This window comes from Bradyrhizobium yuanmingense, from assembly GCF_029167105.1.
Classification (GTDB): Bacteria; Pseudomonadota; Alphaproteobacteria; order Rhizobiales; family Xanthobacteraceae; genus Bradyrhizobium; species Bradyrhizobium yuanmingense_A.
Genome location: NZ_JARFML010000024.1, coordinates 100,624 through 125,989, shown reverse-complemented (window position 1 = coordinate 125,989; position 25,366 = coordinate 100,624). Strand labels below are relative to the sequence as shown.

The window sequence follows — 25,366 nt, the reverse complement described above, 5'->3', positions numbered from 1 at the left end:
CCCGACCCCAAGGCCGTCGCAAAGGTGGCGGAGAACCTGACCGACATCGAAGATGAAGAACTGAAGACCGCGCTGGCGCGCCTCGGGGCCGCCATCAAGCGAAATTGAGCCTCATTCCGCAGCCAAACTGGACCCGTTCTTGCGGCCCGCCATTGCCTCAAACGACGTTTCAAGCTAGCGACAGGCCGTCCGAGGGGGAACCTTGACCCGTCCTTTGGGCGAACCTTGCCAATCCCGGGAGCCGACCTTGATCATCACCCGCCGCGCCTTCACCACGATGCTGTCGCTGACCGGGCTTGCCGCGTTCGCCGGGCTCTCGCCGCTGCGGCTCATCTCGGACGCCATGATCCCTGAAGCAATGGCGCAGTCGGCCGCCGATGTCGCCAAGCCGGTGTCGCTGCCCGACATGGCGCTCGGCCCGAAGGATGCCGCCGTCACCATCACCGAATACGCCTCGATGACGTGCCCGCACTGCGCGGCCTTCAACGAGCAGGTGTTCCCGAAGATCAAGACGGAATACATCGACACCGGCAAGGTGCGTTACATCTTCCGCGAGTTCCCGCTCGACATCAAAGCCGCTGCCGGCTCGATGCTGTCGCGCTGCATCGCCAAGGACGACGCGCCGAAATACTTCGCGGTCACCGACATGCTGTTCCGCCAGCAGAACGATTGGGTGATGAAGAACACCACCGAGACCCTGACGCGGATCGGCAAGCAGGCCGGCCTCACCCAGCAGCAGGTCGAGGCCTGCCTGAAGGATCAGGCGCTGCTCGACAAGATCGCCGCCGACCAGAAATACGCGAGCGACGTGCTCAAGGTGGATTCGACGCCGACCTTCTTCATCAACGGCGAGAAGATCAAGGGCGACACCTCGTTCGAGGAGTTCGCCAAGAAGATCAACCCGTTGCTGAAGAGCTGATTCGCTCGTCAAGATCCTGATTCGCATCTCGAAAGCCGTATCTTTCCCGGCATAAATCCCTTGGGAAAAGCGGCTTTCGCCGGTTGCCCTCGCGGCGCACCGCGGCCATTGTCCAGCCGCATGAGGCGCCTCGCGCGACTCGCCCGGATAGCGACATTGCCTTCCATGGTATTGTCCGGCAGGGGGATTCGCGCCTGCCAACAGAGATGCGTGCTTATGAAAATCACCCGCCTGCGCCTTCACGGCTTCAAGTCCTTCGTTGAGCCCACGGACTTCGTCATCGAGCCCGGCCTGACCGGCGTGGTCGGCCCCAACGGCTGCGGCAAGTCGAATCTCGTCGAGGCGCTGCGCTGGGCGATGGGCGAGACCTCCTACAAGAGCTTGCGCGCCGCCGACATGGATGCGGTGATCTTCGCCGGCTCCGGCAACCGTCCGGCGCGCAACCATGCCGAAGTGACGATGACGATCGACAATGCCGATCGCACCGCGCCGGCGGCGATGAACGACAGCCAGATCCTGGAAATCTCCCGCCGCATCGAGCGCGAGGCCGGCTCGGTCTATCGCATCAACGGCCGCGACGTGCGCGCCCGCGACGTGCAAATCCTGTTCGCGGACGCCGCCACCGGCGCGCGCTCGCCCGCCCTCGTCCACCAGGGCAAGATCGGCGAGATCATCCAGGCCAAGCCCGAGCAGCGCCGCCGCGTGCTGGAAGATGCCGCGGGCGTCGCCGGCCTGCATGCCCGCCGCCACGAGGCCGAGCTGCGGCTGAAGGCCGCCGAAACCAACCTCACCCGCGTCGAGGATGTGATCGGCCAGCTCTCCGGCCAGATGGAGGGCCTGAAGAAGCAGGCCCGCCAGGCCGTGCGTTACCGCGAGGTTGCGGCCAAGGTCCGCAAGGCCGAAGCCACGCTGTTCCATCTGCGCTGGATCGGTGCCCATGCCGACGTCAACGAATCCGGCCAGACCCATGATCTCGCCGTGCGCGAGATGGCCGAGCGCACCCAGCACCAAGCCGAAGCCGCCCGCATCCAGGCGATCCGCGCCGCCGAGATGCCGGCGCTGCGCGATGCCGAAGCGCGCGCCGCGGCCGGCCTGCAGCGCCTGACCAATGCCCGCGAGCAGCTCGACCGCGAGGAAGAGCGCGCCAAGGAGCGCGTTGCTGAGCTCGAGCGCCGCCTCGCCCAGTTCGAGGGCGACATCTCCCGCGCTCAGCAACAAACCATGGACGCCGACGTCGCGCTGCAGCGGCTCGACGCCGAAGATGCCGAGCTGAAGGAAGAGATCAAGTCGCGCGTCGAGAAGCGCTCCGGCGTCGACGAGCGCGTCGCCGAGGCCGAGGCGGTGCTGACCGAAACCGAGCAGCGCTTCGCCGAGCTCACCACTGCGCTCGCCGACCTCACGGCGAAGCGCAACCAGCTCGAGGCCAACGTCCGCACCCACCGCGACAAGCTCGCCCGGCTCGATCAGGAGATCGCGAGCGTCGCGGCGGAAGAGCAGAAGCTTGCCGCCGATACCGGCGGCTTCGGCGATCTCGACGAGCTGACCGCGCTGGTCGAGACCGCGGAAGAGACGCTGGCCGCCTCCGAAGCTGCGGCGCAGGCGAGCGAAGCGGCGCATGTCGCGGCACGCCAGACGCTGGAATCCTCGCGCTCGCCGCTGGTCGAGGCCGACAAGCGCGTGCAGCGGCTCGAGACCGAGGCGCGCACGATCTCCAAGATCGTCAACGGCGAGACCAAGAATTTGTGGCCGCCGATCATCGACGGCATCACCGTCGACAAGGGCTTTGAAAAGGCGATCGGCGCGGCACTCGGCGACGATCTCGATGCGCCGATCGATCCGTCGGCGCCGATGCGTTGGACCAATGTCGGACACACCGAGGGTGATCCGGAGCTGCCCGAAGGCGCCGTTCCGCTCTCCAACCATGTGCAGGCGCCGGCCGAGCTGGCGCGCCGCCTCGCTCAGATCGGAGTGGTGCCACGCGAGCGCGGCGCCGAGCTGGTGTCGCAGCTCAAGACCGGCCAGCGGCTGGTCTCGCCCGAGGGCGACGTCTGGCGCTGGGACGGCTTCGTCGCCGCGGCGCACGCACCGACCGGCGCCGCGCGGCGCCTGGCCGAGCGCGCCCGCCTCGTCGACATCGAGAACGAGCTGGAGCAGGCCCGCATCGACGCGCAGATCAAGCGCCAGGCGCTGGAGAACGCGGAAGCCGAGCTGCAGATGGCGGCGAGCACCGAAGGCGCCAGCCGCGAAGCCTGGCGCGGCGCCCAGCGCGAGCTCAACGTCGCGCGCGAGCGCCACGCCAATGCCGAGCGCGAGATCAGCCGCCATGCCGCGCGCAAGGCGACGCTGTCGGAAGCGCACAGCCGGCTCGCCGCCGATCGCGCCGAAGCCGAGGCCGCCTACGAATACGCCCAGGCAGGCATCGGCGAGCTGCCGTCGAGCGAAGACACCGAAACCCAGCTCGCCGCCGTCCGCAGCGACATCGAAGGCCGCCGCCGCATGGCCGCCCAGGTTCGCGCCGAGGCGCAGGCGCTGGCACGCGAGGCCGAGCTCGCCGACCGGCGCGTACAGGCGATCCTCGCCGAGCGGACCGAGTGGCAGAACCGCAAGGAGAGCGCGGCCTCCCACATCGACACCATCCAGGCCCGCATCGCCGAGCTCACCATCGAGCGCAGCGAGCTCGAAAACGCCCCGGCCGTGTTCGCCGAAAAGCGCAGCGCGCTGATCACCGAGATCGAATACGCCGAGAACGACCGCCGCATGGCCGCCGATGCGCTCGCCAGCGCGGAAACCGCGATGGCCGAGACCGACCGTGTCGCCAAGCTGACGCTCGAGGCGCTCTCCAGCGCCCGCGAGGCCACCGCCCGCGCCGAGGAGCGCATGGAAGGCGCCCGCCGCCGGCTCGAGGACATCGAACGCGAGATCCGCGACATGCTCGAGGTCGAGCCGCAGGCCGTCGCCGGCCTTGCCGAGATCGAGCCCGGCGCCGAGCTGCCGCCGCTGCACGAGATCGAGGAAGATCTCGAGAAGATGCGCCGCGACCGCGAGCGCCTCGGCGCCGTCAATCTGCGCGCCGAGGAAGAGCTGCGCGAGGTCGAGACCCAGCACACCGGTCTCGTCACCGAGCGCGACGACCTGGTCGAGGCCATCAAGCGGCTGCGCCAGGGTATCCAGAGCCTCAACAAGGAGGCTCGCGAGCGGCTGCTGACCTCGTTCGACGTCGTCAACGACCACTTCAAGCGCCTGTTCGTCGAGCTGTTCGGCGGCGGCGAAGCCGCGCTGCACCTGATCGAGAGCGACGACCCCTTGGAAGCCGGCCTCGAGATCATCGCCAAGCCGCCGGGCAAGAAGCCGCAGACGCTGTCGCTGCTCTCGGGCGGCGAGCAGGCGCTGACCGCGATGGCACTGATCTTCGCGGTGTTCCTCACCAACCCGTCGCCGATCTGCGTGCTGGACGAAGTCGATGCGCCGCTCGACGACCACAACGTCGAACGGTACTGCAACCTCCTCCACGAGATGACCGGCTCGACCGACACGCGCTTCATCATCATCACGCACAACCCGATCACGATGGCGCGGATGAACCGGCTGTTCGGCGTCACCATGGCCGAGCGCGGTGTCTCGCAGCTGGTGTCGGTGAGCCTGCAAGAGGCGGTGGACATCCTCGACCAGAACGTGGCGTGACGCCTGTGGCGTCATTCCGGGGCTCGCGCAGCGAGAACCCGGAATCTCGCGCGACAATCTCTGGATTCCGGGTTCGCGCTTCGCGCGCCCCGGAATGACGTGAGGGTGTCGATGATCTCCCCCACCCTTCCCGCCGAACTGAAAGCCGCCCTCGACGGCAAGCTGCAGGGCTTCTCCCGCAGCGACGCGGCCCAGCGCTCGCAGAGGATCTCGACTACGTATCGGGCCGGCGGCACCTCCGGCGCGATCAAGTCGGACGCCGACGCGCTCGCTTATGCGTTGGCGCGCATGCCCGCGACCTACGCGGCAGTGGCGGCCAGCCTCAATGCGCTCACCGAGATCGCGCCTGATCTCGCCCCCGAAACATTGCTCGACGTCGGCGCCGGTCCGGGCACCGCCAGCTGGGCCGCCGCGGAAGCCTTTCCGTCGCTACAGGATTTTACCCTGCTCGATGCCAACGCCACGCTGAGCCGGCTCGCGCTCGAACTGGCACACGGCAGCTCGCGATTGGCGGAGTGCCGTTATCTGCCCGGCGATGCCGGCGGCAACCTCGCCGAGGTCTCACAGGCCGATCTCGTCATCGCCAGCTACATTATCGGCGAGCTCAACGAGGCCGATCAGCGCAAGCTCGCGGAAGCCATGTGGGCCAGGGCGCGCCACGCGCTGGTGGTGATCGAGCCCGGCACGCCCGCCGGCTATGCCCGCATCCTCGCCGTGCGGCAGCAGCTGATCGCAGCTGGCGCCTTCGTCGCTGCGCCCTGCCCGCACGAAAAGCCGTGCCCGCTCATCGCGCCCGACTGGTGCCATTTCAGCCAGCGCCTGCCGCGCTCGCAGGCGCACCGGCAGATCAAAGGCGCCGAGGTGCCGTTCGAGGACGAGCGCTTCATCTACGTCGCCCTGACCCGCACCCCGCCCGCGAGCCGCGCCGCGCGCGTGCTGGCACCGCCGGACATCGGCAAGGCCGAGATCGCGGCCAAGCTTTGCACGGAGGCTGGGGTTGCGCCGGCAAAAGTCCCGCGGCGGGACAAGGCAGCTTATGCCGAGGCCCGGCGCTGGCGCTGGGGCGATGCCGTCATGTCCGAAAGTTAATTTCGCTGGCCGTGCCTGCCTTGAACTCGGGCCGTTCCTGATCCGACCAAGTCTTACCTTCCCTCCGCGCCGGGCTCTCATCCTGCGTTAATTTCGTCTACCCTAGCGCCCGCCTTCTTCCCTCTTCAGGAGTTCTCCATGTCGACCGGCTGGATCGTTCTCGGCGTCCTCGTCGTCCTCGCGCTGATCGCTTTCAGCGCCTACAACCGCCTGGTGGCGCTGAGCCAGCGCGTCGGCCAGGCCTTTGCCGACATCGACGTGCAGCTCAAGCAGCGCCACGACCTGATCCCGAACCTGGTCGAGACCGTGAAGGGCTATGCCTCGCACGAGCGCGGCACGCTCGACGACGTCATCAAGGCGCGCAATTCGGCGATGTCGGCGCAGGGCCCGGCGCAGGTGTCCGCGGCCGAGACCCAGCTCTCCGGCGCGCTCGGCCGGCTGATCGCGCTGTCGGAGGCCTATCCCGACCTCAAGGCCAACGCCAATTTCCAGCAGCTCGCGTCCGAGCTCTCCGACCTCGAAAACAAGATCGCGGCGAGCCGTCGCTTCTTCAACAACGCGGTGCAGGAATACAATACCGGCATCCAGCAGCTGCCGGCCGCTCTGTTCGCCGGCATGTTCGGCTTCACCAAGAAGGACTTCTTCGATCTCGGCGCCAGCCGCACCGAGGTCGAGACCGTGCCGCAGGTGAAGTTCTGATTGTCTGACATGCCCATTGTTTCTCTCCGTCATTCCGGGGCGTCGCGAAGCGACGAACCCGGAATCTCGAGGTTCCGGGTTCACGCCTTCGGCGCGCCCCGGAACGACGGACATTGACGAAGACGCGTCATGGCCGCGTATGGTCTCTACACGCACATCGCCTCGAACAAGTTTCGTTCGATGCTGCTGCTCGCCGGCTTGTTCGCGCTGGTCTATGTGCTGGTCTATGCCGGCGCACTGGTGGCCGAGGTCGTCATCAACGGCAACGGCACGGTCGCTTACTATCTGAGCCGGGCCTTCTCCGACCTGCTCAAGGCCGCGCCCATTGCGACGGTCGTGGCGGCGGTCTGGATCGTGATCGCCTATTTCTTTCACCAGTCGATGATCGATGCCGTGACCGGCGGCCACGGCGTCACCCGGCAGGAACAGCCGCGGCTCTACAATCTGCTCGAAAACCTCTGCATCTCGCGCGGCCTCACCATGCCGAAGCTGAAGATCATGGAGAGCCCGGCGCTGAACGCCTTCGCGACCGGCCTCAATCCGCGGCAATATTCCATCACCGTCACCACCGGTCTCCTCGATGCGCTCAACGACAAGGAGATCGAGGCGGTGCTCGGCCATGAGCTGACCCACATCAAGAACGGCGACGTGCAACTGATGGTGGTTGCCGTCATCATCGCCGGCGTGGTCGGCTTCTTCGGCGAATTGTTCTTCCGTCTGTTCACGAATCTGAACTGGAGCTCCGGCGGCTCCTCGTCCTCGGGTTCCTCCTCGTCGTCGCGGTCGTCCTCTTCGAGCGACAGCAAGAGCTCCGGCGGCGGCGCGATCATCGTCATCATCATCGCCATCGTGCTGATCGTGCTGGCCTGGCTGCTGTCGCAGGTGGTGAAGCTCGCGCTGTCGCGGTCACGCGAATATCTCGCCGATGCCGGCTCGGTCGAGCTGACGAAAGATCCCGACGCGATGATCTCGGCGCTGCGCAAGATCGAGGGCCGCGGCGAGCTGCCGGGCGCCACCTCGGCGGTGATGGAGCTCTGCGTCGACAATCCGCGCGAGGGCTTTGCCGATCTGTTCGCGACCCACCCTTCCGTGCAGTCCCGGGTCGACGCGCTGGTCAAGTTCGCCGGCGGGCGCGATCCGGGCCCGCTGCCGGACCCCACCGAAGAGACGGAACAACTCGAGACCGAACAAGCCGGCGCGCAGGACGGGCCGCCGCCACTCTCGCAGGGGCCGTGGAGCGATGCGGCCGGTCCCGCCAACCCGCCGCCCGTTCCCGCGCCCAGTCCCTCAGGAGCCCCGGCAACCAATCCGATGGGACCGTGGGGCCGTCACTGACGGCGTGATTTGCCGCTTCATGTGGCGGGTTTCCCGGCAATCGGGAAAAACCTCGGGAATCGCCGTAAGTGGAGCGCGAGGAATTGAATTCTCCCTTGTTTCTGCCATGTTCGCGCCCAACAGCAGACTTGGGACGTCTTTCGGGACATCGATTTGGGGCCCGGCCGATTGCGACCTCGCGATCGGGGGCGCGCGTTAGGGGACAGCAATGGCAAAGCCGGCAGTGGTTGTGGTGGGCGCGGACAAGGGCGGGGTCGGCAAGACCACGGTATCGCGCACCCTGCTCGATTATTTCTCAGCCAACAACGTGCCGACGCGGGCGTTCGATACGGAGTCGCCGCGCGGAACCCTGAAACGCTTCCACCCCGACATCACCGAGATCGTCGACATGACGACGACGTCGGACCAGATGAAGATTTTCGACACGCTCAACGCTGTCAGCCCCTCGGTCACCGTGATCGACGTCCGCGCCGGCCTGCTCTCGCCGGCGCTGGCCTCGCTCCGCGACATCGGCTTCCTCGACGCCGCCAAGGCCGGCCAGATCACCTTCGCCGTGTTCCACATCCTCGGACCCTCGATCGCCTCGCTGGAGGAGATCGCGGAGACGGCGGGCTTCATGGGCGGCGCGAAGTATTTCCTGGTGAAGAACTTCATCAACGACACCCAGTTCTTCCAGTGGGACCAGGCGACCTATAATTCCTACTTCCACCGCATCAAGGACGCGACCGAGCTGACCATCCCCAAGCTCAACGAGATGGCCTATGAGCAGGTCGAGGTGTCCTCCGTCCCGTTCCTGAAATTCGTCGCCAACAAGGGCATCAATGACGAGGCCGCGAACTATTCGTTCGTGCTGCGCGGCTATGTCCGGCACTGGCTCGCCAATGTCTGGAGCGAGTTCGACCGCATCCGCCTGACCGACATCGTCGGTTCGAAAGCCGCCACGCGCAACAGCGAAAAATAGTTGCGCAAGCCGGGCTGATACGGCTGGATTGGGCGGTGAGTTCGCTCAGATAATAGTTCGTGATGCCCGCGACGCCCGTCTACATCATCTGCTCGCCCCGCCCGCAGGTCGGCAAGACCCTGTTGGCGCGGCTGCTCGCGGAATTCCTGCTGCTCAAGAACGGCAATGTCGCGGCCTTCGACGTCAACCTGAAGGAGCCGTCGCTGCTCGACTACCTGCCGAAGGTGACCGAGACCGCCGACGTGATCGACACCTTCGGCAAGATGCAGCTGATGGACCGCGTCATCGTCGACGACGGGCTCGCCAAGGTGATCGACCTCGGCTTCCACGCCTTCGACGAGTTCTTCAAGATGACCGACGAGATCGGCCTGTTGAAGGAGGCAGCGCGCCGCCACGTGGCGCCACAGATCCTGTTCATCGCCGATACCGACCGCGTCTCGGCCCGCGCCCACGAGATGCTGCGCGGGCAGATCCCGCGGATGAACCTGGTCACGGTCGACAACGAATATGTCGTCCGCGGCGAGCTGCCGCCGGCGATGGGAGGCGGCCGGCTATTCCGCCTGCCGGCGCTGCCGGGTTTCCTGAAGACCTATATCGATCGGCTGAATTTCTCCTTCACCGGCTATCTGCGCCAGGAGAAGGACTCTTCCACCGAACTGCACCAGTGGACCCGGCGCAATTACATCGCCTTCCGGGAGCTCGAGCTCAGCCTGATATTGCAGCGGTCGTAGGCGAAACGACCAGGACGCTCAGTGCCCCTCGAACGACATCAGCGTGCGCACGGGCACGTCCATGGCGCGCAGCTTGGCGGCGCCGCCGAGCTCGGGCAGGTCGACGATGAAGCAGGCGGCAACCACGTTGGCACCGATCTGGCGCAGCAGCTTGACCGCGCCTTCCGCGGTGCCGCCGGTGGCGATGAGGTCGTCGACCAGGATCACGCGCTCGCCGGGTGCGACCGCGTCGACATGCATCTCCATCTCGTCGATGCCGTATTCGAGCGAATAGGCGATGCGCACCGTGGTATGCGGCAGCTTGCCCTTCTTGCGGATCGGCACGAAGCCCGCCGAGAGCTGATGCGCCACCGCGCCGCCGATGATGAAGCCGCGCGCCTCCATGCCGGCGACCTTGTCGATCTTGTTGCCGGCCCAGGGGTTGACGAGCTCGTCCACGGCGCGGCGGAACGCGCGCGCGTCCGCGAGCAAGGTGGTGATGTCGCGGAACATGATCCCGGGCTTGGGATAATCCGGGATGGTGCGGACGCTCGCCTTGATGTCGTGGTCAAAGGTCATTCGTTATCTCATCTCAGTTGTCATTCCGGGGCGATGCGTCAGCATCGAACCCGGAATCTCGAGATTCCGGGTCTGGTGCTAGCGCACCATCCCGGAATGACGAGGTGAAATATCCTGCACTCAATTCGCCCCCGCTTCCAGCCGGAACGCATTTTCGACAATACGTAGCCCCACCTCGCCGCCGAGCGACATCAGCGATTCCGGGTGGAATTGCACGCCGGCGACCGGCAGGGTCTTGTGCTCCAGCGCCATGGCGACGCCGTCCTCGGTGCTGGCGGTGACGCTGAGCACCTCCGGCATGCTGTCGCGCTCGACGAAGAGCGAGTGATAGCGGCCGATGACGATCTCGTTCGGCAAGTTGCGCATCAGCCGTCCGCCGCGCACCTGCACCCGCGAGGGCCGGCCGTGGGCGGGATGGGTGAGCTGACCGAGCTCGCCGCCGAAATATTCGCCGATCGCCTGCACGCCGAGGCAGACACCGAACACCGGCAGCTTCTGCTCCAGCGCCGCATCGATCGTCGTCTTGATCCCGAAATCCTCAGGGCGCCCGGGCCCGGGCGACAGCACCAGCAAGTCCCACCTCTTCCGCTTGAGCATGTCGAGCGCATGCACATAGCGGACCACGGTGACACTGGCGCCGACCTGGCGGAAATAATCGGCGAGCATGTGCACGAAGCTGTCGTCATGGTCGATCAGCAGCACCTGCTTGCCCGAGCCGGTGGCATCGGGCGCAAAGGTCGAGAGCGGCTTCGGCGGATCGCCGCGCAGCGCCTGGAACAGCGCGGCGGCCTTGACCTGGCACTCGCGGTCTTCTGCGGCGGGGTCTGAATCGAACAGGCAGGTGGCGCCGACGCGCACTTCGGCGAGGCCATCCTTCATGCGGATGGTGCGGATGGTGAGGCCGGTATTGATGCTGCCGTCGAAATTCACCGCGCCGATCGCGCCGGCATACCAGCGCCGCGGCGAGCGCTCGTGGTCCTCGACGAACTGCATCGCCCACAGCTTCGGCGCGCCGGTGACTGTGACGGCCCAGGCGTGGGTGAGGAAGGCATCGAGCGCATCGAAGCCGGGGCGCAGCATGCCCTCGACGTGGTCGACGGTGTGGAACAGCTTCGAGTAGGTCTCGATCTGGCGGCGCGCCAGGACCTTGATGGTGCCGGGCACGCAGACGCGCGCCTTGTCGTTGCGGTCGACGTCGGTGCACATGTTGAGCTCGAACTCGTCCTTCTCCGAGTTCAGGAGCTGGCGGATCTGCTCGGCATCGCCGATCGCATCAAGGCCGCGCGCGATCGTGCCGGAGATGGGGCAGGTCTCGACGCGGCGGCCGTCCGAGCGCACGAACATTTCGGGCGAAGCCGAGACGAGAAACTCGCCCTCGCCGAGGTTCATCAGCGCGCCGTAGGGCGACGGGTTGATGACGCAGAGGCGCTGGAACACTTCGGCCGGCGACCGGTCGCAGGGCTCGGCGAACAGCTGGCCGGGCACGGCCTCGAACAGATCGCCGCGGGCAAAGGCGGCGCGCGCGGTCTCGACCGTGGCCTGATATTCGCCCGGCGCGTGATCGGCAAAGCCCTGGCGCGGCGTCTTCAGGTAGGGGCTGTCGGCGGTCTCGCGCGGCAGGCCTTCGGTCGATCTGCCCTTCCAGGCGAAATCGTATGAGAGCACCACGCCGCGGCCGGTGGCGCGATCGTAGGCGAGCAGGCGGTCGGGCACATAAAGCACGATGTCGCGCTGGTCTGCCTCGCGCGGGCGCTTCTGCACGAGGTCCTCGATCTGGAAGACGAGGTCGTAGGCGAAGGCGCCGAACAGGCCGAGCAGGCCGTCATCGCCAGCGGAGAAGGCGGCGACGAGATCGCGCACCAGCGACATCACGCTGGCGCGCCGCGTGCGCTGGTCCTCCTCGACCGGGGCATCGCCGCGGATGATGTGGCCGGCAAGGCGCGTCGCGGTCTTCTCGGAGATCACGACGCAAGGCTCGTGCAGGACATCGCCGAGGAAGGCGATCAGCACCTCTCCGCGCGCGTTCAGCGCTTCGAGCTTGAAGTCGATACCAACGGTCTCGAGCTTGAGCGGCGGATCGGAAAAGCCGAGATCGAAGCTCTCGTAGCGGCCGGGCACGGTCGTCCCTGAGGACAGCACCACGCCGCGGCGGCGGTCGAGCAGGCTGACGAGGTCGTCGAGCCTGTTGGCGCCGCCGGTGAACTGCTCGGCCACGCGCGTGATCGCAAGACCCGCGCGGGTCGAATAGGCGCTTCTGGCCGGGAGGGCAAAGACTGTCCTGTTCATGTCGTCCTCTTACGAGACTTGCCGAGGGAACGCCACACAGGACAAACGAGAAGGCCGCCGCACTGCGTGGCGACCTCTAGCGATTTTGAGAAAGGAAATCGCACCGGCCACCTCGTCAGGAGGTGCGCCACCAAAGACGGGCTGGGCGGACGACGGTGCTCATGGGCGGATACTCACCATGGCCCGGGGGCGGCGTCAAGGGTGGGCTGGCCGCCTCATCCGGCAAAAGAGAGTGACTCAGCGAGGGTCATCACTGGGCCGGGAGGCTGTCGCGCCCCAGGGCTGCCTCCGCACCATGCTGCCCGATTTCGGCTCGTGTTACCGTGAGCAGGAGTTCACCGTCCGATCCGATGACGTTGCCACGGTCCGCCAAGGTTTCAACCAAAACACTGATCTTCCCTGTAACCGCACACCATCTGGCACGATCGTCGCTCACGCGCAGCGCCGTGATCATCGCGGCCGGATCCAGATCCAATTTTCGCAACAGGAGGTCGATCGCTTCGGCCGCCAGATTTTGCTCGGCAATTCTCAAGAAATTCCGGATCGTGTCAGCGCCTACAGTCGACAACCGCGCGCCCACCAGTGTGGGCGGAAAGCTCTTCAATACTTCATGCATGTCCGACGGCTTCGGGCTCTGGCTGCCCGGGCCGAATTCGTAAAATTCTCCACCCGCCTGCTCGTAGACGCACAGGCGCGAACCCTTGTCAGTCTTGACGCCAATGGCAATGCCCTGCGCCCCTTCAGCATCCATATTGCTTCCCGCGAACACCTGAAGCTTGAGCTCCGGGTCAGGCCTCACCGCCCCGCACGCGGCGGCGATCGTGAGCTGCAGGCGGTCAGTGATCTGGGAGCTGATGTGGCGAACGCTCAGCCAGATCCGACGTTGCGACAGATGTGGATTAAGTTGCGCAAGCCGTTTGATTTCGGAGGCGTACTGTTCCTGCGCGACAGCATGCAATTCAGGCCAGCTTGCGATCCATCGGGCCGCAAGTTGTGTCATTGGTTGCTGTCCTTCTGCTTCATAGAAGCGACGATCAAGCGCATCGAGCGCCGAGGCTCGGTTCTCGAAGCCATTCTGCTGCACGCTCTCTTGGGGATTATCCCCTACCCAAGCGATCATTTCCTGCAATATACGATGTTGCGCGCTCGCTCCCATCGCTTCGAGTCCGGCGAGCGCATCGCCAGACGTCGTGGGAAGCATCGAAACGCCCGTGTTACCGATGAACTGGCTGTGACCGCCGTTGTTGACCTGAGCCAGATAGTAGTCGGCGTGATAGGCCTGCATGGCCACAGCGGGCAGTTCACGTCCGGAGTACACACCGACGCGTTGCATTTGGTTGACGTAGTCGACCACCGCGTGGGTTAGATATTCGGCCTTCTCAGGGTCCTGGGCCGCCTCCAGCCGCCCGCGAGGCAAAACAACCGTCGTTAACCGACCATCCACAATCATCACCCCCTCCACAGTCGCGTAGCGAAGCGCTACACGGCTGCAGCCTATGATTGCAGCGAGCCGTTATGGCGATGCAACACGTGCGCAGATCAACCCGCGCACTACCGCTAGTGCTAGCCCAGATGCTTCCTGAAAAACTCCGTCGCCCTGCCCCAGGCGAGTTCGGCGGCTTCGCGGTCGTGCACGGCCTGGCGCTGCTCGTTGACGAAGGCGTGCTCGGCGTCATAGCGGAACAGCTCAAGCGACTTGCCGGCGGCCTTCATGGCCTTTTCGAAGCCGTTGACCAGCTCCGGCGTGCACCAATCGTCCTTGTTGGCGAAATGGGCCTGGAGCGGGATCTTGACGTCGGCGGGTTTGGCCGCCTGCTCCGGCGGAATGCCGTAGAACACGACGCCGGCCGCGAGCTCCGGGATCTTGGTCGCGCCGATGATGGTCACGGCGCCGCCGAGGCAGAAGCCGGTCAGCCCGACCTTGGCGCCGTTGCGCGACAGATATTGCGTGGCGCCGCGCACGGTCTGCGTGGTGGCGTCCATGAAGTCGAGCGAGTTCATCTCCTTGTTGGCGCTGTCCGTGTCGTGATACGGCACCACCTTGCCCTTGTAGAGATCGGGCGCCAGCGCGTCGAAGCCGGCCAGCGCGAAGCGGTCGCACAGGCCCTTGATCTGATCGGATAGGCCCCACCATTCCTGGATCACGACGACGCCCGGCGCATTGCCGCGCCCGGCATTGGCGAGATAGCCCGAGGCGTCCTTACCGTCCGGGCGCTTGAAGGTGATGCTGGTTCCCATGGTGTCCTCCGACGCATTTTTTGGGGAGCGGTTGAGGGTTATTGTGGCGTCTAGTCGGGCGCGACGCAATCCACACTCCCGTCATTCCGGGGCGGTGCGCAGCACCGAACCCGGAATGACGGAGAGTTGGGCCGAAAAAAAGCCCCCTTACGGGGGCTTTTCATTTCATCGAGTCTCGCGCCGCTCAGTGCGAGGCGGCCCAGACCTTCTTCTTGGTGAAGTACATCAGGCCCGCGAAGATGATCAGGAACACGAAGACCTGGAAGCCGAGGCGCTTGCGCGCTTCCATGTGCGGCTCTGCGGTCCACATCAGGAAGGTGGTGACGTCCTTGGAATACTGCGCGACCGTGGTCGGCGAGCCGTCGTCATAGGTCACCTGGCCGTCGCTGATCGGCTTCGGCATCTTGATGGCGTGGCCCGGGAAGTACTTGTTGTAGTACGAGCCCTCCGGGAGGGTGACGCCCTCCGGCACCTTGTCCTCATAGCCCTGGAGCAGCGCGGTGACATAGTCAGGCCCCTGCTCCTGGTACTGGGTGAAGACGTCGAAGATGAACCAGGGGAAGCCGCGCTTGTAGGAGCGCGCCTTGGTGATCAGGGACAGGTCCGGCGGCGCCGCACCGCCGTTCGCGGCACGCGCGGCCTGCTCGTTCGCGAACGGCGAGGGGAAATAGTCCGCCGGCCGGCCCGGGCGCTCGAACATGTCCCCCGCATCGTTCGGGCCGTCCTTGACCTTGTACTCGGATGCAAACGCCGCGGCTTGCGCCACCGAATAGCCGGGCCCGCCGGGCTCGGCGAGGTTACGGAAGGCGACGAAGGACAGGCCGTGGCAGCTGGCGCAGACCTCCTTGTAGACCTTCAGGCCGCGCTGCAGGGCGCCGCGATCGAACGTACCGAACGGGCCCGCGAACGACCACTTGTTGCCCGGAGGCTTGTCGCCGCCTTCGGCCGCTTTCGCGCTGTCGATCGAGCCCGCGAACAGCGAGCCGGCGAGCGCCAGCACGATCGCGGTCGATACCATCGGCGTCGACCGGCTGCCGGTCTTGGCCAGCACGGCATCCGAGATCGAGTTCGGCACCGGCCGCGGCTTCTCGATGCGCGCGAGCAGCGGCAGCACGATCAGGAAGTAGGCGAAGTAGCAGAACGTCAGGATGCGGCCGGCGATGACGTAGATGCCTTCCGGCGGCTGTGCGCCGAGATAGCCGAGCAGGATGCAGACCGCGACGAAGATCCAGAAGAACTGCTTGGCGAGCGGACGGTACTTCGAGGACTTGGTCTTGGCGGTGTCGAGCCACGGCAGGAAGCACAGGATGATGATCGCGCCGAACATCGCGATGACGCCCGCGAGCTTGTCGGGAATCGAGCGCAGGATCGCGTAGAACGGCAGGTAATACCATTCCGGCACGATGTGCGGCGGCGTCACGCCCGGGTTCGCCGGAATGTAGTTGTCGGCGTCGCCGAGATAGTTCGGCATGTAGAAGATGAACCAAGCGTACAGCAGCAGGAAGCAGGCGACGCCGAACATGTCCTTGATGGTCGCATGCGGCGTGAACGGCACCGTGTCCTTTTCCGTCTTCGGCTCGACGCCATCAGGGTTGTTCTGGCCGGCGACGTGCAGCGCCCAGACGTGGAGCACGACGACGCCCGCGATCACGAACGGCAAGAGATAGTGCAGCGAGAAGAAGCGGTTCAGCGTCGGGTTGCCGACTGCATAGCCGCCCCAGAGCAGCGTCACGATGCTCTCGCCGACATAGGGAACGGCCGAGAACAAATTGGTGATGACGGTGGCGCCCCAGAAGCTCATCTGGCCCCAGGGCAGCACGTAGCCCATGAAGCCGGTCGCCATCATCAGGAGGTAGATGATGACGCCGAGGATCCACAGCACCTCACGCGGCTCCTTGTACGACCCGTAGTACAGACCGCGGAACATGTGGACGTAGACGGCGACGAAGAACATCGAGGCGCCGACCGCGTGCATGTTGCGCAGCAGCCAGCCGTAGTTCACGTCACGGACGATCAGCTCGACCGACTTGAAGGCGAGATCGGCGTTCGGCGTGTAGTGCATCGCCAGGATCACGCCGGTCAGGATCTGCATTCCGAGCATGAAGGAAAGAATGGCGCCGAAGGTCCACCAATAGTTCAGGTTGCGCGGGGTGGGATAGGCGACGAAGGAGGAATGGATGAGACCAAAAATCGGCAGGCGCCGCTCGATCCATTGCAGGGCCGGATTGCTCGGCTGGTAGTCGGATGGTCCGCTCATGATGCGATCCTGAGGAAATAGTACGACGAGACGGCGCGAAGCTTCGGACTTGAGTCCGAAGCTCAGCCGATCTGGATTTTGGTGTCGGAAACGAACTGGTACGGCGGCACGGGCAGGTTCGAGGGCGCAGGGCCCTGGCGAATGCGGCCGGACGTATCGTACACCGAACCATGGCAGGGGCAGAAGAAGCCGTCGTAGCTGCCTTCATGAGCGATCGGGATACAGCCGAGATGGGTGCAGATGCCGATCACGACCAGCCACTGCTCGTGGCCCGACTTGACCCGGGCCTCGTCGGTCTGCGGATCCGGCAGGCTCGCCACGTTGACGGCGCGCGCCTCGTCGATCTGCTTCTTGGTGCGGTGACTGATGTAGATCGGCTTGCCGCGCCAGAACACCTTGATGTCCTGACCTTCCGCGATCGGGCTGAGATCGACCTCGATCGGCGCACCGGCGGCGATGGTCGAGGCATCCGGATTCATTTGGGAGATGAAGGGCCAGAGCGCAGCCGCGCCCCCTACTGCTGCAAATGCCCCTGTTGCAACGAATAAGAAATCACGGCGTGTCGGATGGTCCGCCGAAGACGCTGTCGTCACGATTCCAACCCTTTCTTCTTGTGCTACCGGTGGAACCGCTCCGAGGGGCGCCCAAGAGGTCCCCGGAAAGGCTGCCGGCGCCCGCGGCCCCCCGCGGCGGCAGAACTTGGCTTTTTCACCTCTAAACGGGTGAAACAGCAGTCCAGAATCGTTCTATTGGCACCCTTGCCGGGCGAGCGCAAGCCCGCTAACGGCGTGGGAGCGTGCAATGCACGAATTCCCGTGCGGGCGATGTTTTATTGAGACATTTTGCGCCCGCAAGCCAACTCGCCGCCGCCCATGCAGATCGCACTTTTCCAGCCCGACATCCCCCAGAACACCGGCACGATTCTTCGCCTCTGCGCCTGCCTGGGGCTCGATGCCCATATCATCGAACCGGCGGGCTTCCCCATCTCGGACCGCCTGTTCCGCCGGGCGGGAATGGATTACCTCGACCATGTCAGGCTGAACCGCCACGTCTCCTGGGCGACATTCGAGGACTGGCGCGCTGGCCAGGGCCACCGGCTGCTGCTGTTCACCACCAAGGCCGCCACCGACTATCGCGATTTTCGTTACCAGAGCTCGGACATCCTGCTATTCGGGCGCGAGAGCGCCGGCGTCACCGACGCGGTGGTCGAGGCCGCCGATGCGCGTCTGGTGATCCCGATCAAAGCGGGGCTGCGGTCGCTCAATGTGGCCATGAGCGTGGCCATGGCCGCCGGCGAGGCGCTGCGGCAGATCCGGAACCCGCAAGGTTTGACAGGTTGAGGAGAGAGGCTTGAGTTACGCGGTCAAGGAGATCTTCCTGACCCTGCAAGGCGAAGGCGCCCATGCCGGGCGCGCGTCGGTGTTCTGCCGCTTTGCCGGCTGCAACCTCTGGAGCGGGCGGAAGGCCGACCGCGCGGATGCGACCTGCAAGTTCTGCGACACGGATTTCGTCGGCACCGACGGCACGCTCGGCGGGCGCTATGGCTCGGCTGCGGAACTCGCCGATACCATCGCCGCGCAATGGACGGCGGCGGACGCCAACCGCTATGTGGTGCTGACCGGCGGCGAGCCGCTGCTCCAGGTCGACGCTGCGCTAATCGAGGCGCTGCACGAACGAGGCTTCGAGATCGGCGTCGAGACCAACGGCACGATCGCAGCTCCTGATGGGCTCGACTGGATCTGCGTCAGCCCAAAGGGCGGCAGCGAGCTGGTCCTGCGGCGCGGCCACGAGCTGAAGCTGGTCTATCCCCAGGCCTTGGCGATGCCCGAAGCATTCGAGGATCTCGCCTTCGAGCGCTTCTCGCTGCAGCCGATGGACGGGCCTGAGGTCATCGAGAACACCGCGCGCGCGATCGATTATTGCCTGCACCATCCGCAATGGCGGCTCAGCGTGCAGACCCACAAATCGCTCGGCATCAGATAGGACGCGATCCGCGAATGCAGATGGACGTCACGACGATCGAAGCCCGCAAGGCCCGCGCCCGCGCCTGGTTCGAGCGCTTGCGCGACGACATCTGCGCGAGCTTCGAGCGGCTCGAGGACGACGCACCGCAAAGCCTCTATCCGGGCGAGGTCGGCCGCTTCAAGCGCACGCTTTGGCAGCGCACCGACCATTCCGGCGCGGCTGGCGGCGGCGGCGTGATGTCGATGATGCATGGCCGGCTGTTCGAGAAGGTCGGCGTGCACTGCTCGACCGTGCACGGCGAGTTCGCACCCGAATTCCGGGCCCAGATCCCCGGCGCGGCGGAGGATCCAAAATTCTGGGCCTCGGGCATCTCGCTGATCGCGCACATGCGCAATCCGAACGTTCCCGCCGTACACATGAACACGCGCTTCGTCGTCACCACGAAGGCCTGGTTCGGCGGCGGCGCCGACCTGACGCCGGTGCTAGAGCGAAGGCGGACGCAGGACGATCCCGACAGCATCGCCTTCCATGCCGCGATGAAACAGGCCTGCGCGCAGCCGAGCGGCGTTGCCGATTACGACAAGTACAAGAAATGGTGCGACGAGTATTTCTACCTGCCGCACCGGAAAGAGGCGCGCGGCATCGGCGGCATCTTCTACGACTGGCACGACAGCGGCGACTGGGACGCCGACCTCGCCTTCACCCAGGACGTCGGCCGCGCCTTCCTGAAGATTTATCCCGAGATCGTGCGACGCAACTTCGCGAGCGCCTGGACCCCTGCGGACCGCGAGGAGCAATTGATCCGCCGCGGCCGCTACGTCGAGTTCAACCTGCTCTACGACCGCGGCACCATCTTCGGACTGAAGACGGGCGGCAATGTCGACTCCATCCTGTCGTCGCTGCCGCCGGAGGTGAAGTGGCCATGAACGCCGTACTGCCGCCGCTGCCCCGCGCCATGCTGATCGACATGGACGACACCATCCTGTCGGCCTATGGCCGGCCCGAGATCGCCTGGAACACGATCACGGCCGAATTCGCCGAAGAGCTGGCCCCGCTGCCGCCGCCGATGGTCGCAACCGCGGTGCTGGCCTTCGCGCGAAACTTCTGGGCCAATGCGGAAGCCGCGTGGCGGATGAAGCTCGCCGAGGCGCGTCACCTCACCGTGAAGGGCGGCTTCGCCGCGCTCGCGGCCGCAGGCCACCGCGCCCTGCCCGACGACCTCGCCATTCGCCTCGCCGACCGCTTCACCGCCTATCGCGAGGAGGAGATGTTCGTCTTTCCCGGCGCGCATGAGGCGATCGACCAGTTCAAGGCGCTCGGCATCAAGCTCGCGCTGGTCACCAACGGCGCCGCCGACATGCAGCGCGCCAAGGTCGAGCGCTTCGAGCTGGCGCATCGCTTCGACCACATCCAGATCGAAGGCGAGCATGGCTTCGGCAAGCCCGAGGAGCGCGCCTATCTGCACGCGATGCAGGCGCTCGGCGTCACCGCTGAGGACACCTGGATGATCGGCGACAATCTGGAATGGGAAGTCGTGACGCCGCAGCGCCTCGGCATCTATGCGATCTGGATGGACGTGCATGGCGATGGCCTGCCCGAGGGCTCGACGGTCAAGCCCGACCGCATCATCCGTTCGCTCGGCGAGCTGCTGCCCGACCGGGCATGATCGAGGGCCCAAAAACAAAAAGCGCGAAAAACAACCCCATGCACAGTAGCCGGCGGCTGCAAAATCAACGACTTACGGATTTTACGAAACGAATTTGATCCGTCGGGCAAAACAGGGGTATTATGGCATCGTCGCGAGGGGTGTATCGAGCCTAGTGCGCGATGCGATTAGGATGAATCGTCATCGCGCTTTAGCTTATTGGTTGCGCATGATCTTTTCGGAAAACCGCTACGCACTTTTCCGGATCATGCTCTAGTCCCTCCCGCGAGAGGCTCGAGCACGCCCAAGGCAGCCTATTCCACGGTGATGTTGCCGGTCTCGATGACCCGCTTCCAGCGGGCCAGCTCAGAGACCAGAAACTCCTGGAATTGCTCCGGGGTGTTGGCCACGATTTCGAGGCCGATATCCTCCATTCGTTTGCGTACGTCCGGTGCCTTCAGCGCCGCGACGATCTCGCCATGCAATTTTGCCTTCACGTCGGCAGGAAGGCCCTTCGGAGCAGCCACCGCCTGCCACGAAAAGACGTCCACACCATCGATCCCAAGTTCCTTCAAGGTAGGCACTTCGGGCAAAAGAGGGGATCTGGCATCGCCGGTGATGGCGAGGACCTTGAGCTGCTTGGATTGAATTTGCCCGATGACGGCGTTGATGTTTTGAAACGATGCGTTGACATGCCCCGCGATGAGATCACTCACGGCAGGCGCCCCGCCGCGATACGGCACGTGGAGGCCGGTCGTCCCAGTGCGCTGCCAGAACAGCGCCGCCGTGAGATGATCGGACGAACCCGCACCCGAGCTTGCAAAAGTGATCTTGCCGGGAGCCTTCTTCAGTTGGTCCACCAATTCGGCGACCGTGCTTGCCGGAAAGTTCAAGTTGGCAACCAGGACGTTCGGTGCGCGCACAGCGACCGTCAAGAGGTCGAAGTCCTTCAGAGGATCATACTTCAGATTGGGCTGAAGAAATGGATTCGTCGCATAGACACCGATCGAGCCGACGAGAATGGTGTATCCATCCGCTGCCGCCCGGGCCACCGCTGTTGCTCCAAGCGCACCCGTTGCGCCGGAGCGGTTTTCGACGACCACCGGCTGCCCCAGCGTATCGGAGACCTTCTGTCCGATTGCTCGCGCGACCATGTCGGACGAGCCTCCGGCCGGGAATGGAACGATAAAGGTGATATTCCTTTCCGGCCAGGCCGCGCATGCCATCGAGGTCGCGGCAAGAAGCATGATGCCAGCCGCACCAAATCGAATCTTCGATAAGAGAGTTGCATTGCCCATTGTCGATCCTCCGTTGCGACATTTTCTGAGGGCGTATCTTACGTGCTCATTCCATCCCGATCGATGCTCAGGCTGTATTGATTGATCCACTATTTATCGCGGTTTTGTCGCAGCGAAATCGCCGATGTCGGTCGCGAGCACCGACGCGTTGCGGGTGCGCGGCGCGCCTTTTCACATGTCAATCATTGCGCAGCATATCTCGCGGTCAGCGAATGACCGTGCAAGCTGCCGGAGAACACCACGATCGCCTTCGGCGACAGCTCGGCCTGCAGCTTTCCCGTCATCATGTTGGGAGTGGCCGGCGCAAGCGGAACGGTGACCGTCTTGCCGCCATCCTGAATCGTTGCGCGTCCGCGCATATCCTTGGTCGACAGCGGCGATCCATCGTCGTCCCCAACGTAGAAGACGATGTCGGTCCCCTTGCTGACGAATTCGATCGGATGTCCTTGCGACTTGACGACGGGGCCGCCGTTGCTGCCCTTCGTCTGCGCCGCGGCAACATCCAGCGTCGCGATCATCACAGCCGTCATGGCAAGGCCGATATATATTCTCATTGTAGGCTCCTCGGTGGTTGTCCGCGCATCAATAGGCTTCCGCGGGGGTGAACGTTGCGGCGTGTCCGGCCACCAGTCGCTGCAGCGGCTGTTTGCCGAACATCAGAAACAGAATCGGGGTCACGATTGTGTCGAGGATCGTGGCGCTGAGCAGGCCGCCGAAGATCGTCACGGCCACCGGGTGCAGGATTTCCCGGCCCGGCTCGTCCGCTCCGATCAAGAGCGGCGTGAGCGCTAGTCCTGCGCAAAGCGCGGTCATCAGCACCGGACTGAGGCGCTCCATGCTGCCGCGAATGACCAGGGCGGCCCCGAAACGCTCGCCTTCGTGGATGGCGAGATTGATGTAGTGCGAGATCTTCAAGATCCCGTTGCGCGCCGAGATGCCAGCCAGTGTGATGAAGCCGATCATCGAGGCCACCGACAAGGGCTGCCCGGAGATCTTCAGCGCAGCGACGCTGCCGATCAAAGCGAGTGGAATGCCGCCCATGATGATCAGCGCCAGTGCGATCGACCGGTAGCGGCTGTAGAGGACGACGAAGATCATCGCCATCGAGGCCAGCGACAGAACGCCGATGCGCCAGGTCGCCTCCTGCTGCGCCTGGAACGCGCCTTCGAGGCTGATCGTGTAGCCTTGCGGGAAATCGAGCTCGCGAACCGACCTCTGAATGTCGGCAGCGATATCGGCGATGTCGCGGCGCCCGTCCCCGTTGCCGTAGACGACGATCCTGCGCTGGGTCCCCTCCCGCTGAATCTGGTTCGGCCCGTCTGTCTCGACGATGTCGGCCAAAGCGCTCAGCGGGACGAACTCCGACCCGGTCGGGATGAGCAAATTGTGCAGCCCCGTCGTCGAACGGTCCTGCTCCGACAGGCGCATCACGACGTCGAAGCGGCGATTGCCGTCGACGATCTGGGAGACCTTCCGGCCATTGGACAGCGCGTCGAGTGCCTGGGTGACCGCAGCCGGCGTCAGGCCGTGAAGCGCGGCGCGGGCATGGTCGATTTGAACCCGCACCTGCGGAATCAGCACCTGCTTCTCGACCTGGAGATCGACCAGGCCCGGGATCGTCGATAGACGCTGGCGTACCGTTTCGGACAGCCGCCGCAACATCTCGAGGTCCTGGCCGAAGATCTTGAGCACGATCTGGGCACGAATACCCGACTGGAGATGATCGAGGCGGTGGCTGATCGGCTGTCCGATGGCCACCGACGCCGGCAGTGCGGACAGGGCCTCCCTGATGCTCGCATAGACGTCCGCCTTCTGGCGCTTGGACGGCGTGAGATCGACGTCGATCTCACTGTAGTGCACGCCTTCGGCGTGTTCATCGAGCTCGGCGCGGCCGGTACGGCGTCCGACCGATTTCACCTCGGGCACCTCTGCGAGCAACTGCTCCGCCAATAGGCCAAGACGGCTCGATTCCGCGAGCGAAATGCCTGGATTGTACTGCAGCGACAGGACCAGCGTCCCCTCGTTGAAGGGAGGAAGAAAGCTGCGGGGCATCTGGCTCGCGGCATAGCCCGCCACCGCGACCGCAGCGGCGACGAAGACCAGCACCAGGCCCTGCCGCTCGAAGGCCCAGCCGAGCACCCGCCGATTGGCCTGCTTCAGCTTCGTGACGACAAAGCTCTCGCGGTCACCTGAATGAGTTCGTCCCGAAAGCAGATAATAGGACAGCACCGGCGTCACCGTGATCGAGGTCAGCAGCGACGCGAGGATCGAGACCACATAGGCGACGCCAAGCGGCGTGAACAGCCGCCCTTCGATTCCCGGAAGGGCGAACAGCGGCACAAAGACGAGAACGATGATCATCGTTGCATAGACGATGCTGGAACGAACCTCCTGGCTCGCGCCGGCGATCACGTCGAGGACGGGGCGCGGCGCGCTCGACGCGGCATTCTCCCGCAGGCGCCGCAGGATGTTTTCGACGTCCACCACGGCATCGTCGACCAGCTCGCCGATCGCGATGGCGAGGCCACCCAGCGTCATGGTGTTGATCGTGAGGCCGAAGGCGCGAAACACCAGGACGGTCACCAGGATCGATATTGGAATGGCCGTCAGCGAGACGAACGCGGCGCGACCGTTCATCAGGAAGACGAACAGGACCATTGCGACGACAATCGCGGCCTCGATCAGGACGCGCTCGACATTGCCGATCGAGGTCTCGATGAAGGTGGCCTGCCGGAACTGCACGTTGGTGACGCTGATGCCCCCGCGCATGGTGCGTTGCAGCTCCCGCAGCGTTGATTCAACATTGCGCGTCAGTGCCACAGTATCCGCAGCCGGCTGCTTCATGACGCTGACGATGACGGCGGGCTTGCCGTTATATCCGGCGTCACCGCGCTTGGTCCGCGCGGCAAAATCCACAGAGGCAATCTGCTTCAGCAGGATCGGCTGCTCTCCGCGGTTGACGACGACGGTGTTGCGGAGGTCCTCGATGCGCCTGGTGAGACCGACATTGCGGATCAGATATTCGCGGCCATGCTGGTCGACGAAGCCGCCGCCGCTGTTGGTGCCGAATCTTGCGACCGCCTGCTCGATCTGATCGTGGGTGACGCCGAGTGCCTGCATGGTGGCGACGTTCGGCGTCACGCGATATTGGCGGACCTCGCCGCCGATGGGTATCACCTGGGCGACGCCGGGAATGGCGAGGAGTTGCGGCCGGACGACGAAGTCGGAGATCTCGCGCACGTCCATGGGTGAAGCCGTGCCATCGCTCGTCAGCGCTATCAGCATGATCTCGCCCATGATCGAGGTCACCGGGCCCATCTGGGGATTGACCGCGGACGGCAATTGCTCGCGGATCAGCGCCAGCCGCTCGGAGACGAATTGCCGGGCGCGGTAGACGTCGACGCCCCAGTCGAACTCGACATAGACGACCGACAGACCAACGCCCGAGACCGAGCGCACGCGGATGACGCCGGGCATGCCGTTCATCGACGTCTCGATCGGGAACGTCACCAGCTGCTCGACCTCCTGGGGCGCCAGTCCCTCTGCCTCGGTCAGGATGTTGACGGTCGGGCGGTTGATGTCAGGCAGGACGTCGACCGAAACGCTCGGCAGGACGAACAGGCCGTAGCCGACCAGGACGGCGGCGACCGCCAGCACGAACAGGCGATTGCGCAAGCTGGTCTGGACGATGAGCTTGAACATGG

General features: G+C 65.0%; 20 protein-coding genes and 1 pseudogene. 12 read left to right on the top strand and 9 right to left on the bottom strand.

Going from position 1 to position 25,366, the window contains the following annotated elements; translation table 11 throughout:
* From P0R31_RS27665 to P0R31_RS27630, 8 genes and pseudogenes are all read left to right on the top strand, one after another.
* A pseudogene (locus P0R31_RS27665) lies at positions 1-108 on the top strand (DUF721 domain-containing protein); the annotation flags it as partial.
* Between the two features lie 139 nt (positions 109-247).
* The gene (locus tag P0R31_RS27660; RefSeq protein WP_275517560.1) at positions 248-919 is read left to right on the top strand and encodes a DsbA family protein; all 672 of its coding nucleotides are present in this window, start codon (positions 248-250) and stop codon (positions 917-919) included.
* A 216-nt stretch (positions 920-1,135) separates the two neighbouring features.
* Positions 1,136-4,600 carry a chromosome segregation protein SMC gene (gene smc, locus P0R31_RS27655; RefSeq protein ID WP_275517558.1) on the top strand — a complete coding sequence of 1,155 codons (3,465 nt, stop codon included), beginning with the start codon at positions 1,136-1,138 and terminating at the stop codon, positions 4,598-4,600.
* Positions 4,601-4,711: 111 nt separating this feature from the next.
* Positions 4,712-5,689, top strand: a complete 978-nt coding sequence (locus P0R31_RS27650) for a small ribosomal subunit Rsm22 family protein (RefSeq protein WP_275517557.1) — start codon at positions 4,712-4,714, stop codon at positions 5,687-5,689.
* A gap of 138 nt (positions 5,690-5,827) precedes the next feature.
* Entirely contained in the window at positions 5,828-6,388 is a 561-nt protein-coding gene (locus P0R31_RS27645; RefSeq protein WP_275517556.1) for a LemA family protein, read from the top strand.
* Positions 6,389-6,517: 129 nt separating this feature from the next.
* Positions 6,518-7,723 carry a M48 family metallopeptidase gene (locus tag P0R31_RS27640; protein WP_275517554.1) on the top strand — a complete coding sequence of 402 codons (1,206 nt, stop codon included), beginning with the start codon at positions 6,518-6,520 and terminating at the stop codon, positions 7,721-7,723.
* A 208-nt stretch (positions 7,724-7,931) separates the two neighbouring features.
* Positions 7,932-8,684 carry a hypothetical protein gene (locus P0R31_RS27635; RefSeq protein ID WP_275517553.1) on the top strand — a complete coding sequence of 251 codons (753 nt, stop codon included), beginning with the start codon at positions 7,932-7,934 and terminating at the stop codon, positions 8,682-8,684.
* Positions 8,685-8,746: 62 nt separating this feature from the next.
* On the top strand, positions 8,747-9,415 hold the full coding sequence (locus P0R31_RS27630; RefSeq protein ID WP_275517550.1) for a hypothetical protein: 669 nt from the start codon (positions 8,747-8,749) through the stop codon (positions 9,413-9,415).
* An 18-nt stretch (positions 9,416-9,433) separates the two neighbouring features.
* Here the strand turns inward: P0R31_RS27630 and P0R31_RS27625 are convergent, their stop codons facing one another.
* The 6 genes from P0R31_RS27625 to petA form a co-directional block, all read right to left on the bottom strand.
* Positions 9,434-9,973 carry an adenine phosphoribosyltransferase gene (locus tag P0R31_RS27625; protein ID WP_036024845.1) on the bottom strand — a complete coding sequence of 180 codons (540 nt, stop codon included), beginning with the start codon at positions 9,971-9,973 and terminating at the stop codon, positions 9,434-9,436.
* A 120-nt stretch (positions 9,974-10,093) separates the two neighbouring features.
* The gene (locus P0R31_RS27620) at positions 10,094-12,259 is read right to left on the bottom strand and encodes an anthranilate synthase component I (RefSeq protein ID WP_275517549.1); all 2,166 of its coding nucleotides are present in this window, start codon (positions 12,257-12,259) and stop codon (positions 10,094-10,096) included.
* Positions 12,260-12,509: 250 nt separating this feature from the next.
* Positions 12,510-13,709: a DMP19 family protein gene (locus P0R31_RS27615; RefSeq protein ID WP_275517548.1), complete on the bottom strand. Its 1,200-nt coding sequence runs from the start codon at positions 13,707-13,709 to the stop codon at positions 12,510-12,512.
* Positions 13,710-13,822: 113 nt separating this feature from the next.
* Positions 13,823-14,497 carry a dienelactone hydrolase family protein gene (locus tag P0R31_RS27610; protein ID WP_057026276.1) on the bottom strand — a complete coding sequence of 225 codons (675 nt, stop codon included), beginning with the start codon at positions 14,495-14,497 and terminating at the stop codon, positions 13,823-13,825.
* Positions 14,498-14,681: 184 nt separating this feature from the next.
* Positions 14,682-16,754 carry a cytochrome b/c1 gene (gene fbcH, locus P0R31_RS27605; protein ID WP_275517546.1) on the bottom strand — a complete coding sequence of 691 codons (2,073 nt, stop codon included), beginning with the start codon at positions 16,752-16,754 and terminating at the stop codon, positions 14,682-14,684.
* A 62-nt stretch (positions 16,755-16,816) separates the two neighbouring features.
* Positions 16,817-17,347, bottom strand: a complete 531-nt coding sequence (gene petA, locus P0R31_RS27600) for a ubiquinol-cytochrome c reductase iron-sulfur subunit (protein WP_275517545.1) — start codon at positions 17,345-17,347, stop codon at positions 16,817-16,819.
* Positions 17,348-17,626: 279 nt separating this feature from the next.
* Here petA and P0R31_RS27595 point away from each other — a divergent pair, with 279 nt between their 5' ends.
* Genes P0R31_RS27595 through P0R31_RS27580 form a run of 4 tightly spaced genes read left to right on the top strand, consistent with a single transcriptional unit; the run spans position 17,627 to position 20,385 of the window.
* Positions 17,627-18,094 carry a tRNA (cytidine(34)-2'-O)-methyltransferase gene (locus P0R31_RS27595; protein WP_275517543.1) on the top strand — a complete coding sequence of 156 codons (468 nt, stop codon included), beginning with the start codon at positions 17,627-17,629 and terminating at the stop codon, positions 18,092-18,094.
* Positions 18,095-18,104: 10 nt separating this feature from the next.
* Positions 18,105-18,737 (top strand): 7-carboxy-7-deazaguanine synthase, encoded by a 633-nt coding sequence (gene queE / locus P0R31_RS27590; RefSeq protein ID WP_275517542.1) that lies wholly within the window; start codon positions 18,105-18,107, stop codon positions 18,735-18,737.
* A 20-nt stretch (positions 18,738-18,757) separates the two neighbouring features.
* Positions 18,758-19,645 (top strand): oxygen-dependent coproporphyrinogen oxidase, encoded by an 888-nt coding sequence (gene hemF / locus P0R31_RS27585; RefSeq protein ID WP_225143225.1) that lies wholly within the window; start codon positions 18,758-18,760, stop codon positions 19,643-19,645.
* Positions 19,642-20,385, top strand: a complete 744-nt coding sequence (locus P0R31_RS27580) for an HAD family hydrolase (RefSeq protein WP_275517541.1) — start codon at positions 19,642-19,644, stop codon at positions 20,383-20,385. The genes hemF and P0R31_RS27580 overlap by 4 nt, the downstream gene beginning before the upstream one ends.
* Before the next feature lie 293 nt (positions 20,386-20,678).
* On the opposite strand, the gene P0R31_RS27575 is transcribed toward P0R31_RS27580, so the two are convergent.
* From P0R31_RS27575 to P0R31_RS27565, 3 genes are all read right to left on the bottom strand, one after another.
* The gene (locus tag P0R31_RS27575) at positions 20,679-21,662 is read right to left on the bottom strand and encodes a Bug family tripartite tricarboxylate transporter substrate binding protein (RefSeq protein ID WP_275517539.1); all 984 of its coding nucleotides are present in this window, start codon (positions 21,660-21,662) and stop codon (positions 20,679-20,681) included.
* A gap of 182 nt (positions 21,663-21,844) precedes the next feature.
* A complete protein-coding gene (locus tag P0R31_RS27570; protein WP_275517537.1) occupies positions 21,845-22,216 on the bottom strand; it encodes a hypothetical protein in 372 nt (123 codons plus the stop codon).
* Positions 22,217-22,244: 28 nt separating this feature from the next.
* On the bottom strand, positions 22,245-25,364 hold the full coding sequence (locus P0R31_RS27565) for an efflux RND transporter permease subunit (RefSeq protein WP_275517535.1): 3,120 nt from the start codon (positions 25,362-25,364) through the stop codon (positions 22,245-22,247).
* Between the last annotated feature and the right edge of the window lie 2 nt (positions 25,365-25,366).

Coding starts and splice junctions, on each gene's coding strand:
- P0R31_RS27630 (WP_275517550.1), top strand. CDS start 8,747: ATGCCCGCGACGCCCGTCTACATCATCTGCTCGCCCCGCCCGCAGGTC.
- fbcH (WP_275517546.1), bottom strand. CDS start 16,754: ATGAGCGGACCATCCGACTACCAGCCGAGCAATCCGGCCCTGCAATGG.
- P0R31_RS27645 (WP_275517556.1), top strand. CDS start 5,828: ATGTCGACCGGCTGGATCGTTCTCGGCGTCCTCGTCGTCCTCGCGCTG.
- P0R31_RS27580 (WP_275517541.1), top strand. CDS start 19,642: ATGAACGCCGTACTGCCGCCGCTGCCCCGCGCCATGCTGATCGACATG.
- P0R31_RS27615 (WP_275517548.1), bottom strand. CDS start 13,709: ATGATTGTGGATGGTCGGTTAACGACGGTTGTTTTGCCTCGCGGGCGG.
- P0R31_RS27565 (WP_275517535.1), bottom strand. CDS start 25,364: ATGTTCAAGCTCATCGTCCAGACCAGCTTGCGCAATCGCCTGTTCGTG.
- P0R31_RS27635 (WP_275517553.1), top strand. CDS start 7,932: ATGGCAAAGCCGGCAGTGGTTGTGGTGGGCGCGGACAAGGGCGGGGTC.
- P0R31_RS27575 (WP_275517539.1), bottom strand. CDS start 21,662: ATGGGCAATGCAACTCTCTTATCGAAGATTCGATTTGGTGCGGCTGGC.
- P0R31_RS27625 (WP_036024845.1), bottom strand. CDS start 9,973: ATGACCTTTGACCACGACATCAAGGCGAGCGTCCGCACCATCCCGGAT.
- P0R31_RS27595 (WP_275517543.1), top strand. CDS start 17,627: ATGCAGATCGCACTTTTCCAGCCCGACATCCCCCAGAACACCGGCACG.
- smc (WP_275517558.1), top strand. CDS start 1,136: ATGAAAATCACCCGCCTGCGCCTTCACGGCTTCAAGTCCTTCGTTGAG.
- P0R31_RS27620 (WP_275517549.1), bottom strand. CDS start 12,259: ATGAACAGGACAGTCTTTGCCCTCCCGGCCAGAAGCGCCTATTCGACC.
- P0R31_RS27650 (WP_275517557.1), top strand. CDS start 4,712: ATGATCTCCCCCACCCTTCCCGCCGAACTGAAAGCCGCCCTCGACGGC.
- P0R31_RS27640 (WP_275517554.1), top strand. CDS start 6,518: ATGGCCGCGTATGGTCTCTACACGCACATCGCCTCGAACAAGTTTCGT.
- P0R31_RS27610 (WP_057026276.1), bottom strand. CDS start 14,497: ATGGGAACCAGCATCACCTTCAAGCGCCCGGACGGTAAGGACGCCTCG.
- P0R31_RS27570 (WP_275517537.1), bottom strand. CDS start 22,216: ATGAGAATATATATCGGCCTTGCCATGACGGCTGTGATGATCGCGACG.
- hemF (WP_225143225.1), top strand. CDS start 18,758: ATGGACGTCACGACGATCGAAGCCCGCAAGGCCCGCGCCCGCGCCTGG.